Raw genomic sequence first — 12516 nt, 5'->3', positions numbered from 1 at the left:
TCACACTTCCTCGTCTGCGTAGCGCGACGACGCCCGCCCGCGCTGGCCCGAGCCGCGCCGCGGCGCTCCGGCGCTGATCCCGGCCACCAGGTCGGCGATGTGGCGCAGCGTCTCCACCGACAGCGCCTTGTCGCCCTCGCCGCGGCCCTGCGGGATCAAGGCCTTGGCGAAGCCGAGCTTCTGGGCCTCCTTCAGCCGGGCGCCCGCCTGGGCCACCGGCCGGATCGCCCCGGACAGGCCGATCTCGCCGAAATACACCGTCTCCGGCGGCAGCACCGCCCCCGAAAGGGACGAGACCAAGGCGGCGGCCACAGCTAGGTCGGCCGCCGGCTCGGTGATCCGCAGGCCGCCGGCGACGTTCAGATAGACGTCGTGGGTGCCGAGGCGGATGCCGCCATGGGCCTCCAGAACGGCCAGAACCATCGACAGCCGGTTCGGGTCCCAGCCGACCACCGCGCGCCGGGGCATGCCCAGCGACGAGGGTGCCACCAGCGCCTGGATCTCCACCAGCAGCGGCCGGGTGCCCTCCATGCCGGCGAACACCGCGGTGCCGGCGGCCTGGTGGTCGCGGCCCGCCAGGAACAGGGCCGAGGGGTTCGGTACCTCGGCCAAGCCGGCATCGGTCATCTCGAACACGCCGATCTCGTCGGTGGGGCCGAAGCGGTTCTTTACCGCGCGCAGGATGCGGAAATGGTGGCCCTGGTCGCCCTCGAAGGACGCGACCGCGTCGACCATGTGCTCCACCACCCGGGGGCCGGCGATCTGCCCGTCCTTGGTGACGTGGCCGACCAGGATCACCGCCGTGCCGGTGGTCTTGGCGAAGCGGATCAGGGCCTGGGCCGAGGAGCGCACCTGCGTGACCGTGCCGGGGGCCGATTCCACCGTCTCGGTCCACATGGTCTGGATCGAATCGATGATCGCCAGCGCCGGCGGACGGCCCTGGCTGAGGGTCTCGATGATGTCCTCGACATTGGTCTCGGCGGCGAGGTCCACCGGGCGGGAACTGAGCCCCAGGCGCTCGGCCCGCAGGCGCACCTGCCCCACCGCCTCCTCGCCGGAGATGTAGGCGACCCGCTCGCCGGTGCCGGCCATGGCGGCCGAGGCCTGCATCAGAAGGGTCGACTTGCCGATGCCGGGATCGCCGCCGAGCAGGATCACCGAGCCGCGCACGAAGCCGCCGCCGGTAACCCGGTCGAGCTCACCGATCCCCGAGGGGCTGCGCGGCGCCTCCTTGGCCTCGCCGGTCAGCCCCTCCAGGGGGAACACCCGGCCGCGGGCGCGGGACGGCCGGGTCGCGACCGGACCGGACTGGCCGGGGGCCGCGGCTGCCTCCTCGACGATCGTGTTCCAGCCGTTGCAGGCTTCGCAGCGCCCGCGCCAGCGGTTGTAGACCGCCCCGCAGGACTGGCAGACGAAGGTCTGGTGGATCTTGGCCATTCGGGTCCGTGCGCCGCCGGTCCGGCGTCCGAGGGAAGGATCGCACTACCCTACATAGATTCGAACATAACGCGAACCCAGGCCCGTCAGGATCTCGTAGCCGATCGTGCCGGCAGCGCGGCCGACCGTGTCGATGTCGAGCCCGTCGCCGATGAGCACCGCCGTGGCACCGCGCCGGGCCGCGGGCGCAGCTGTGACGTCGAGGATGATCAGGTCCATGGAGACCAAGCCGAGGATCGGGCAGGGCACGCCGCCGACCAGCGCCTGCCCGCGCCCGCTGATCGCCCGCGGGAAGCCGTCGGCGTAGCCGAGCGACAGCGTCGCAAGCCGGCTCGGGGCGGGGGCCGTCCAGCGGCCGTTATAGCCGGCGCTGGCCCCGGCCTCGACGTTCCGCACCTGTGTGATCATGGCCTCCAGCCGCACCACCGGGCGCATCGGGTTGGCGGCCTCGGGTGTCGGGTTGCCGCCGAACAGGGCATAGCCCGGCCGCAGCAGGTCGTGCCGGGCGCCGTCGAGGAACACACCCGACGAATTCGCCAGCGATGCCCGAAGGCCCGGATAGGCCGCCCTGACCCGGCCGAAATCGGCGATCTGCCGGGCGTTGACCGGGTCCGCCGGCTTCTCGGCGCTGACGAAGTGGCTGAGGATCAGGTCGATGCCGCAGGCGGCGATGCGCGGGTCGCCGGCCAGCGCCAGCGCCTCCGGCACCGGCAGCCCCAGGCGGTTCATGCCGGTATCGACGTGAAGCGCCGCGGGCAGGCGCCCGCCCGAGAACGCCGCCCACTCCGATAGCTCCTCGGGGCTGCCGAGCACCGGGCGCAGGCCGTGGGCCGCGAAGGGCTCGCACGCGCCGGGCGGCAGGCCGTTCAGGACGTAGATCGCGGCCTCCGGCAGGGCGCCCCGGGCCGCGACGCCCTCGGACAGGTGGGCGACGAAGAAGGTCCGGCACCCGGCCTCCAACAGGGCCGGCCCGACCCGAGAGACGCCGCAGCCATAGGCATCGGCCTTCACCACGGCGGCGCAGTCGGCAGCGCCCCGGGCGGACAGCATCCGCCAGTTCGCCACGATCGCCCCGAGATCGATCGTCAGCCGGGCGCCGTGGGCGCCGATGTCAGTCCCGGATTCCGTCACCGACCCGCTACCCGCCACCGAAGCGCTCCCGATCCGCGATTCCCCGCGGACCGATGCACGATGCGGACCCGCGACGCGAGTCGGTTCGCGGCATCGGTCTCAGGCGATCTTGCCCGCCAGCACCAGCGCGATCATCGGCACCGCGCCGAGCAGGCCGGCGATCGGAACGAGGTAAACGGGACCGCCGGCGGCCCGGTGCGCGCTCACGGCTGGGCGCCGCTGATACAGGGACGGCACAGGATTCGCCGGAGGCCGGTGCCCGAGGGTGACGGCCGAGGTTCGGCTTGGTATACTTCGGCCGCGGTCCAGGGGAGCCGCAGGGCCGTCGCGGCATCCCCTCTGGTGCCAAAAAGTTTACAGATGCCGTTTACCGTCCTCGATCTCGCCGTGCTCGGCATCGTCGCGGTCTCCGCGCTGCTGGCGGCCGTGCGCGGCGTCACCCGCGAGGTGCTGGCGATCATCGCCTGGGTGGCCGCCGCCGCCGTCGCCTGGTCGTTCTACCCGATGCTGCTTCCCACCGTGAAGCAGCACGTGAACAGCGATACCGTGGCGCTCGTCGCCTCCATCGCGGCGATCTTCCTCGGCACGCTGATCGTCGTCTCGATCATCACCGTGAAGATCTCCGACGTGGTGCTCGATTCGCGCATCGGCGCCGTCGACCGCTCGCTGGGGTTCCTGTTCGGCGCGGGCCGCGGCTTCCTGATCTGCGTGATCGGCTGGGTGTTCCTGTCCTGGCTGGTGCAGGGCAAGGTACCCGACTGGGCGGCGCAGGCGCGCACGCGGCCGATGCTGGAGAAATCCGGCGACGCCCTGGTGGCGCAGCTGCCCGAGAATCCGGAGGGCTTCCTGAAGCAGTTCAAGAAGCCGAAGGCGGTCACGCCGCCCAATGAGGCCTCCGACGCGCCTGCCGAGACCGATACGGCGCCCCAGCGCCGCACCGAGACCGCGCCGAGCCCGACGCGACGCTGACCTGCGGCGAGCGCCGTTGGTCGGCGCGCCCGGAGCGCCTAGATAGCGGCTCCGGAGACGCTCGGATGATATCCGCGACGACCGGCGCCCGGCCCGTCGCCGCAGGGACTCCTGAAGTGATCGATCGCAGCATGTCCCAATCTGCCGCCACCTCCGCCGCCGATTTCGACCTCGACGGCGACACGCTTCGCGAGGAGTGTGGGGTCTTCGGCATCTTCGGGCATCCGGATGCCTCCGCCATCGTGGCGCTCGGCCTGCACGCCCTGCAGCACCGCGGCCAGGAGGCGGCCGGCATCGTTTCCTTCGACGGCTCGGTGTTCCATTCCGAGCGGCGGCCCGGCCTCGTCGGCGACTCCTTCTCGGACGGCGACACCATCGCCCGGCTCAAGGGCCGCGCCGCGATCGGGCACGTGCGCTACTCGACCACCGGTGGGACGATCCTGCGCAACGTGCAGCCGCTGTTCGCCGAGCTCGCCAGCGGCGGTCTCGCGGTCGCCCACAACGGCAACCTCACCAACGCCCTGTCGATCCGCCGGGACCTCGTGCGCGACGGCGCGATCACGCAGTCGACCTCCGATACCGAGGTGATCCTGCACCTCGCGGCCCGATCCCGGAAGCCCAGGATCATCGAGCGCTTCATCGATGCGCTGCAGGCGATCCAGGGCGCCTACGCGATCGTCGCGCTGACCAACAAGAAGCTGATCGGCGCCCGCGACCCGCTGGGCATCCGCCCCTTGGTGCTGGGCGAGCTCGACGGCCGCTACCTCCTGGCCTCCGAGACCTGCGCCCTCGACATCATCGGCGCCCGCTACGTGCGCGACATCGAGAACGGCGAGATCGTGGTGATCTCCGAGGAGGGCATCGAGTCGATCCGCTTCGCGGACGCCGTGCCGATGCGTCCCTGCATCTTCGAATACATCTACTTCGCCCGTCCTGATTCGATTGTGAACGGCAAGAGCGTCTACGCGGTGCGCAAGGCGATCGGCCGGGAACTCGCCCGGGAGGCCGCCGCGCCTGCCGACATCGTCGTGCCGGTGCCGGATTCCGGCGTGCCCGCGGCGCTCGGCTTCGCGCAGGAGACCGGCATCCCCTTCGAGATGGGGATCATCCGCAATCACTATGTCGGCCGCACCTTCATCCAGCCGACCCAGTCGGTGCGCGAACTCGGCGTCCGGATGAAGCACTCCGCCAACCGCGCGGCGATCGAGGGCAAGAGCATCGTGCTCGTCGACGACAGCTTGGTGCGCGGCACGACCTCGGTGAAGATCGTCCGGATGATGCGGGAGGCGGGTGCCGCGGAGGTGCATTTCCGGATCGCCTCGCCGCCGATCACCTACCCGGATTTCTACGGGATCGACACGCCGGAGCGGGAGAAGCTGCTGGCCGCGACCCACGATCTCGAGAGCATGCGCAAGTATATCGGCGCCGATTCGCTGGCCTTCCTGTCGATCCCCGGCCTCTATCGGGCGATGGGCGAGGAAGTCCGGGACGAGGCCTGCCCGCAATACACCGACCATTGCTTCACGGGCGATTATCCCACCGGCCTGACGGATCTCTCCATCGCCGGTCCGAAGCGCTTCGCCATGCTGGCCGAGGCGGACTGACCCGGCCTGCACATTCGTCGCGGAAACGGGCATCCCCTGCGCGTGGAAATGCGCTAGGTCACCCGCATGGCTGAGTCTCAGAAGAAACTGGAAGGCCGGGTCGCGGTCGTCACAGGCGCGTCCCGGGGCATCGGGCGCGCTGCCGCCCTGGCGCTGGCCGGTGCCGGAGCCCACGTGGTCGCGGTGGCCCGCACGGTCGGGGCCCTGGAGGAGCTGGACGACGCCGTCCGGGCGGCCGGATCCAGCGCCACGCTCGTGCCCTTCGACCTCGCGGATTACGACGCCATCGACCGGCTCGGCGCGGCGATCCACGCGCGCTGGCAGCGGCTCGACATCCTGGTCGCCAATGCCGGCATCCTCGGCGCGCTCATGCCGATCGGCCACATCACCCCGAAGATCTGGGGGCAGGTGATGGACGTGAACGTCACCGCCAACTGGCGCCTGATCCGCTCCCTCGACCCGCTGCTGCGCATGTCCGACGCCGGCCGGGCGATCTTCGTCTCCTCGGGCGCGGCCTCGAAGTGCCGGGCCTATTGGGGTCCGTACTCCGTCTCCAAGGCGGCCCTGGAGGCACTGGTGCGCACCTACGCGGCCGAGAACGAGAGCACGGCGATCCGGGCGATGCTGCTCAACCCGGGTCCCCTGCGCACCGGCATGCGCCGCTCGGCGATGCCGGGCGAGGATCCCGAGACGCTCAGGACGCCCGAGGAACTTGCCCCCCACTTCGTGCGTCTGGCCGCACCGGACTGGACCGAGACCGGCAAGATCTACGATTTCCCGACCGACCGGGTGCTGGGTTTCCGCGCGCCCGAGTGACGTGACCTTTCGTTCCACGACCAGAGATTCCGACCAAACCCCATCCTGAGGGGCCCGCGTCAGCGGGCCTCGGAGGAGTCTTCCAGGTGGCGCGCGATCCCTGGAGGCCTTCTTCGAGGCCGCGCGATCCTCGATCGCCCGGCCCTCAGGATGAGGGAGATGGACGGGATCCGCGGCCGCGGCGGCCAAGCGAACCGGACCACACTCATGATCGACGTCCGCTGCATCTGTGCGATCGGCCTGCGGGGCCAGCTCGGCCTGAACGGCCAGCTACCCTGGGAGGGCAACACCGACCCGCTGTTCGTGGAGGACGTGACGCGCTTCTTCGCGCTCACCATGGGCCACGTCCTGATCGCTGGCCCGAAGACCGTGGCCTCGGTGCCCGAGTTCGCCTTCAAGGACCGCACCATCGACGTGATCCGCAGCCACGAGGATCCCGAGCAGGTGCTCAGGCGCTATTCGGGCCGGCGGATCTTCGTGGGCGGCGGTATCGCGGTGTGGGACGTCTACGCCCGGTACATCCAGCACTGGGACATCACGCGCCTGCCCTATGACGGCGAGGCCGACCGCTGGTTCGACCCGGCCTGGCTCGTGGGCGGACCGCCGCGTATCGTTTGAGCGGCTGGATACGACGCCCTCCCGACGGACTTTCAGATCCTGGGCGCCGACACCCGTCGTCAGCGACTTCGCCGCGGCAGAATCTGCATCCGCACCCGGGCGAGGGGGGCGGATGGGAGAGATCGAGGGCGCGGGCGCGGACGGCCATCGCGGAGTTCGATCGATGGCGTGCCGAGGTCGCCGAGCACGTCGATCTCGGCCCGTCGGATGTCGCCGACGCTGCGGGCTTCCTGCGCCGGCTCGACATCAGGCTCCGGACACCCGATGTCCTCGACATCGCCGTGGGCCGGCGCCTTTCCGCAACCTTGGCGACGTTCGACGACAGGATGGCTGCCGTCGCTCGGACGCCGGGCCCCAGGTCGTCTCTGAGTAGCGACGGTCGACACCGTCGAAACCGCGCCTGTGACCTCTATGTGGTGGCGATGGTTGGCCGGAGACGACGATGAGCGCCCACAGCTACCGCTTCGGCATCGAGGAGGAGTATTTCCTCGCCGATGCCGAGACCCGCGGCACGCCGCGGGGCGACCTCGCCGGGTTCCACGCGCGCGTGAAGGCCGAGCTGCCCGAGACCGGGCGCGAGCTGGTGGCCGCGCAGGTCGAGGTCTGTACGCCGCCCCTCACCGACGCGACGGCCGCCCGGGAAGACCTACGGGGCCAGCGGGCGACGCTGGCCGGCATCGCATCCGAGAACGGCTTGAGCCTGCTCGCCTGCGGCACCCACCCGCTCGCGCGCTGGTCGCGCCAGACCGCCACCGACGGCGCGCGCTACAAGGGCATTCTCTCCGATGTCGGCATCGCGGCCCGGCGGGCGCTGATCTGCGGCATGCATGTCCATGTCGAGGTGCCGGACCCGGATGCGCGGGTCGACCTGATGAACCGGCTGCTTCCGTTCCAGCCGTTGCTGCTGGCGCTCTCGGCTTCCTCGCCGTTCTGGCAGGGCGAGGCGACCGGGCTGATGGCTTACCGCCTCAGCGTGTTCGGCGAATTGCCCCGCAGCGGCCTTCCGGAGATCTTTGCCGACGCGGCCGCCTATGAACGGTTCGTGGCGATCATGACCCGGTCCGGCGCCATTGCGGACGCGAGCTTCCTGTGGTGGTCCCTGCGCCCATCCATAAAATTCCCGACCCTGGAGCTGCGCATCGCCGATGCCTGCACCCGGCTCGACGATTCGCTCTGCGTCGCCGCCCTGTTCCGCTGTCTCGTGCGCCTGTGCGTACGCCGGCCCGACCTCAATGCCGGGCTCGACGGCGTCTCGCGGGCGCTCGCCTCGGAGAACCTGTGGCGGGCCCAGCACAGCGGCGTGCGGGCCGCGCTGATCGACGAGGCTCGGGGCGAGGCGGTTTTGTTTTCCGAGGCGCTGGAATCCGTCCTCGCCCTGGTGTCCGAGGATGCGGCGGCGCTGGGCTGTACGATTGAGGTCGCCCGCGCCCGGGCGATCGTCGCCCAGGGCACCAGCGCGGACGAGCAGGTGGCGGCCTACGAGGTCGCGCTGGCCGAGGGCCGTGACGAGCGGGCCGCCCTTGCGGCCGCGGTGGACTGGATCGCCGAAGCCTCGCGCTGACGGGCCCGATCAGCCCTTGTCGAACGGGTTCTGCGAGGTCCGCAGGCTCAGCCGTATCGGCGTGCCCGGCAGGTCGAAGGCCTCGCGCAGGCCGTTCACCAAGTAGCGGGTATAGGATTTCGGCAGGGCGTTGAGCTGGTTGCCGAACAGCGCGAAATGCGGCGGCCGGCTCTTCACCTGGGTGGCGTAGCGGATCTTGATCCGCCGGCCCGACACTGCCGGGGGCGGGTTGCGGGAGGTCGCCTCGTTCAGCCAGTCGTTGATGCGCGAGGTCGAGATCCGCTTGTCCCAGACCTCGGCGGCCTGCACCACCGCTTGCATCAGCTTGTCGACGCCGTCGCCTGCGAGACCCGACAGCGGCACCACCGAGACCCCGCGCACCTGCGGCAGCAGCCGGGTGCAATTCTCGCGCAGCTGCTTGAGCAGGCCCGGCTGGTCGGACACGAGATCCCACTTGTTGAGGCCGATCACGAGGGCGCGGCCCTCGCTCTCCACCAAGTCGACGATGGTGAGGTCCTGCTTCTCGAACGGGATCGTGGCGTCGAGCAGCACCACCACCACCTCGGCGAAGCGCACGGCGCGCAACCCGTCCGAGACCGCGAGTTTCTCCAATTTGTCGTCGATCCGGGCGCGGCGGCGCATCCCGGCGGTGTCGTGGAGCTTGATGCGCCGCCCGCGCCATTCCCAATCGAGCGAGATCGAATCGCGGGTGATGCCGGCCTCGGGGCCGACGAGCAGCCGATCCTCGCCGAGCATGCGGTTGATCAGCGTGGACTTGCCGGCATTCGGGCGGCCCACGATGGCGACCTTCAGGGAGCGGCCCCCGGGAGCGTCGTCATCCTCGTCGTCGTCCTCGTCGCGGGCGGGCAGCGCGCCCTTCAGGGCCTCGTGCAGCTCGCCCAGGCCCTCGCCGTGCTCGGCCGAGAACGGGATCGGGTCGCCGAGCCCGAGGGTGAAGGCCTCGTAGGCGCCGGCGAGGCCCGCACCGCCCTCGGCCTTGTTGGCGATCAGGATCACCGGGCAGCCGGCCCGGCGCACCAGTTCCGCGAAGGGCTGGTCGGCCGGCAGCACGCCGGCGCGGGCGTCGATCACGAACAGCACCGCGTCGGCGGCGAGGATCGCCGCTTCGGTCTGCATCCGCATCCGGCCCGTGAGGGTGGCGGCGTCCGACTCCTCGAGGCCGGCGGTGTCGATCACCCGGAAATGGAGGCCACCGAATGCGACGTCGCCCTCGCGCCGGTCGCGCGTGACGCCCGGGCGATCGTCGACCAGCGCGAGCTTCTTGCCCACGAGGCGGTTGAACAGGGTCGACTTGCCGACGTTCGGCCTCCCGACGATCGCGACGGTCGGCATATCCATGATGGGTCTCGAAAAGTCCGAAGAAAAATCAGCGTGTGATCGGCGGGGGCGGGGCGGCAGCCTCGGGCTTGGCCTCGGTCACGGTGACAGGGCCGCCCGCGACGATCGCCGCGTAGACCTCGATCCGCTCGCGCAGGTTCCGCGGGGTCTCGGGATCGGCCACGATCTGGTCGAACCAGCGGCCCGCCTCCTCGAAGTCGCCCTTCTTCAGGGCGGCGAGCCCGAGCATCTCACGGGCGGTGTGGCGGAACGGCGTGCCGGCAGCCAGCCCCTGGAGGTTGGTGAGTGCGGCGTCCGGGTTCGGCCCGTCGAGGCGCAGCAGCGCGGCGCGCAGCCGCGCGAGGTCGCGCAGGCCGTCGCCCAGACGGGTATCGTCCGCGAGCTTGTCGAACTCCGCCGCGCCCGCCACCGGTTCGCGCTTGCCGGTCTCCGCCGCCGCCCGGAACCGAGCGAGCAGGCGGTAGCCGGCCGGGCCCTGCTGCTCCAGCGCGTTGAACGCCTTGTCGGCCTCCGCGACCTTGCCGTCCCGGGCGAGGCGGTTGGCCTCGTCGAACTGCACCGAGGCCGTCTCGGCGGCCGCGCGCTGCTGGTTCTGCCAGTAGCGCCAGCCGGCGACCCCCACCACCACGAGCACGGCGAGCGCGATGATCACGCCGCTGTAGCGCTTCCAGATCTGGAGGATCCGGTCGCGGCGATAGTCCTCGTCGACCTCGCGGATGAACTCGTTGTTCTCGGCCATCATATCCCGGGCCGCGCCTGTCGGCGGGCCACCTCGCGCAGCTATCGGGCCCCGCGCCTAACACACGGGCGCCGGATTGGCGACAGCGGGCGTGCCGCGGCTGCCTCAGGCGCTTCCCGGCCAGACCGGCACGCCGATCAAAGGGTAGTGCAGGTAGCGGGCGAAGACGAACCAGGCCGCCGTCCCGATCACCACCGCCAGGATGTCGTTGCGCCAGCCCTGCGGGGCCGCGGCGGCGGCGCCGTGCTGGGCGACCACCGCCCCGGGGGCGAGCGCCCGGCGCTTGGCGCTGATCCGGGCCGCCACCGCCCAGGCGAGGAAGCCGCCGAACAGCAGGATCGAGCCGAGATCGCCATTGGCCAGGAGATGCGCCGTGGCCCAGATCTTCACGGCGAGCAGCATCGGGTGCTTGGCCTTCGCCCGGATATGGCCCGGCAGATAGGCGGCGGCGAGGCAGATGAAGGCGAGCCACACGAGCGTCAGGGCGAGGTGGCGGGTCCAGACCGGCGGGTCCCAGACCGGGATGTAGCCGGCGAGCCGGTAATCGTGAAAGCCGATCCCGATCAGCACCAGGCCCAGCAGCGACAGGGCGGTGTAGCCGAGCTTGTAGCGCCCCTCGCCGATCTCCCCGACGATCGCGGCGCGCCGGGAGCGGGCCATCGAGAAAGCGTGCGTGCCGAGGAACAGCACGAGCCCGAGGATCAGGAGGAGCATGAAAGTCTTTCGGGCGACGGCCGGACGGCAAGCACTCTGTAAGAGTTCTCAAGCGAATCTCGCGCGCTTTGTCCAGGCGCGGCCGGGACGCACCCGGATTTCGTCCATGGGCTTGGCGTATCGGATGGCCGGCGCGGAGCGCGAGCCCACGCCGCTTCTCCCGCCCCCCTCTGCGGGGGAAGGTGGGCCGGCCGTCAGGCCGGGTCGGGAGCGGGCAGCGCCGCATCCGGAAACGTCGCAACCGGGCTCACCTTCTGGACCGTCGCGCTGCCTCTCTCCCCCCCTGCTGCGCAGAGTATCCGCGCCCGCAGAGAGGGGAGGGAAGAGGCGGCGCTTCGAAATCGCGGCCATCCTGTTGGCGCTCTTCCTCCCGTCCCTACCGCCGGCCCGGGCCGGCGCTGAGCCGCCCCTGTCGGCCCTGACCCTGGTCGGGCCGCCCGCGATCGTCTTCAAAGCCGGGCGCGATGCCTGCGACGGGGCCGATGTCCCGGACGCGCCGGCCCGGGCGTTCCGGGATGCCGCCGGTGCGGTGGCGGTCTTCGGCATGCATTACCGCAACCGAGCCTTGCGCGGGCCGGATCTCGACCATCTCAAGCTCGACTGCACGGTCGTGCTCGATTCGGGCGAGAAGGCAGATCCGGCGGCCTATGACGACCGATCCTGGATCACCGCCACCTGGACCGAGGACGGCAGGCACGTAGCCGCGCTCCTGCATCACGAATATCAGGCCAACGAACATCCCGGCCGCTGCCGGGCGACGGCCTACATGGCGTGCTGGTACAACACGATCACGGCCGCAGCCTCGGCGGATGGGGGGCGCAGCTTCCAGCGGCGGAGCCCGCCCGTGGTGGTGGCCGGCGCCCCGTTCCGCCAGGAGGTCGACCAGGGCCGCCATCGCGGCTTCTTCAACCCGTCGAACATCGTCTCGGACGGGCGCTGGCGCTACTTCCTCGCCTCGACCACGGGCTGGGACCGCCCCGGCAGCGACCAGGAGGCGGGGGTCTGCCTGTTCCGCAGCGAGGATCCCGCCGACCCGGCCCGGTGGCGCGCCTGGACCGGCACCGGCTTCACCGCCGCCTTCCCGGACCCCTACCGTGCCGCCCTGAAGCCGTCCGCCACCTGCCGGACGGTTGGGCCGTTCCCGGGTCCGGTGGGGGCCGTTGTCCGCCACCGGACCAGCGGCGCCTGGATCGCGGTGTTCATGGCCAAGGCCGGCGCGGGCTTCGCGCGCTCCGGCTTCTACTGGACCACATCGCGCGACCTGATCGCCTGGGACACGCCGCGCCTGCTGCTCGAAGGCGCGACCCTCTACGACGATCCATGCACCGCCACGGCGCCGCTGATCGCCTACCCGTCGCTCCTCGATCCGGGGGCGCAGGGGCGCAACTTCGACGACGTCGGCGACGGCGCGCTCCTGACCTACGCGAGCCTGCGCGTGGAGGGCTGCGCGATCACCTCCGACCGGGACCTGCTGCGCCGTCCTGTGGCGATCCGCGTTTGGCCGTGACGGCCTCGATCCCGCCCGGCACCGTCCCTGGCCTCGGGCGCATCCTGGCCGACCGGACGGT

Annotated in this window: 11 protein-coding genes; 6 read left to right on the top strand and 5 right to left on the bottom strand. The window is 71.1% G+C overall.

What is annotated here, in order from left to right:
- The gene (radA, locus tag Q8W67_RS14050) at positions 1-1437 is read right to left on the bottom strand and encodes a DNA repair protein RadA (RefSeq protein WP_305546453.1); all 1437 of its coding nucleotides are present in this window, start codon (positions 1435-1437) and stop codon (positions 1-3) included.
- Positions 1438-1482: 45 nt separating this feature from the next.
- The gene (alr, locus tag Q8W67_RS14045; RefSeq protein WP_370693881.1) at positions 1483-2568 is read right to left on the bottom strand and encodes an alanine racemase; all 1086 of its coding nucleotides are present in this window, start codon (positions 2566-2568) and stop codon (positions 1483-1485) included.
- A gap of 360 nt (positions 2569-2928) precedes the next feature.
- Here alr and Q8W67_RS14040 point away from each other — a divergent pair, with 360 nt between their 5' ends.
- From Q8W67_RS14040 to Q8W67_RS14020, 5 genes are all read left to right on the top strand, one after another.
- Complete coding sequence (locus tag Q8W67_RS14040; protein ID WP_305546449.1) at positions 2929-3537, top strand: CvpA family protein; 609 nt, start codon at positions 2929-2931, stop codon at positions 3535-3537.
- A gap of 131 nt (positions 3538-3668) precedes the next feature.
- Positions 3669-5141, top strand: a complete 1473-nt coding sequence (purF, locus tag Q8W67_RS14035) for an amidophosphoribosyltransferase (RefSeq protein WP_305546447.1) — start codon at positions 3669-3671, stop codon at positions 5139-5141.
- Positions 5142-5207: 66 nt separating this feature from the next.
- A complete protein-coding gene (locus tag Q8W67_RS14030) occupies positions 5208-5957 on the top strand; it encodes an SDR family NAD(P)-dependent oxidoreductase (RefSeq protein WP_305546445.1) in 750 nt (249 codons plus the stop codon).
- A gap of 207 nt (positions 5958-6164) precedes the next feature.
- Positions 6165-6575 (top strand): dihydrofolate reductase, encoded by a 411-nt coding sequence (locus Q8W67_RS14025; protein WP_305546562.1) that lies wholly within the window; start codon positions 6165-6167, stop codon positions 6573-6575.
- Between the two features lie 442 nt (positions 6576-7017).
- On the top strand, positions 7018-8136 hold the full coding sequence (locus tag Q8W67_RS14020) for a carboxylate-amine ligase (protein ID WP_305546443.1): 1119 nt from the start codon (positions 7018-7020) through the stop codon (positions 8134-8136).
- Positions 8137-8145: 9 nt separating this feature from the next.
- Here Q8W67_RS14020 and der read toward each other — a convergent pair whose 3' ends face one another.
- The 3 genes from der to Q8W67_RS14005 all read right to left on the bottom strand — a co-directional run bounded on the left by der (position 8146) and on the right by Q8W67_RS14005 (position 10948).
- Positions 8146-9495: a ribosome biogenesis GTPase Der gene (gene der / locus Q8W67_RS14015; protein ID WP_305546441.1), complete on the bottom strand. Its 1350-nt coding sequence runs from the start codon at positions 9493-9495 to the stop codon at positions 8146-8148.
- 28 nt (positions 9496-9523) lie between these two features.
- Positions 9524-10234 carry a tetratricopeptide repeat protein gene (locus Q8W67_RS14010; RefSeq protein WP_305546439.1) on the bottom strand — a complete coding sequence of 237 codons (711 nt, stop codon included), beginning with the start codon at positions 10232-10234 and terminating at the stop codon, positions 9524-9526.
- Positions 10235-10339: 105 nt separating this feature from the next.
- Complete coding sequence (locus Q8W67_RS14005; RefSeq protein ID WP_305546437.1) at positions 10340-10948, bottom strand: NnrU family protein; 609 nt, start codon at positions 10946-10948, stop codon at positions 10340-10342.
- Between the two features lie 352 nt (positions 10949-11300).
- On the opposite strand from Q8W67_RS14005, the gene Q8W67_RS14000 reads away from it, so the two are divergent.
- Positions 11301-12455 carry a hypothetical protein gene (locus Q8W67_RS14000; RefSeq protein ID WP_370693880.1) on the top strand — a complete coding sequence of 385 codons (1155 nt, stop codon included), beginning with the start codon at positions 11301-11303 and terminating at the stop codon, positions 12453-12455.
- The last annotated feature ends 61 nt before the right edge of the window (positions 12456-12516 follow it).

It is taken from the genome of Methylobacterium sp. NEAU K, from assembly GCF_030700285.1.
Lineage (GTDB): Bacteria > Pseudomonadota > Alphaproteobacteria > Rhizobiales > Beijerinckiaceae > Methylobacterium.
The sequence above is the reverse complement of the archived record's forward strand: the minus strand, read 5'-3'. Positions and strand labels throughout refer to the sequence as shown.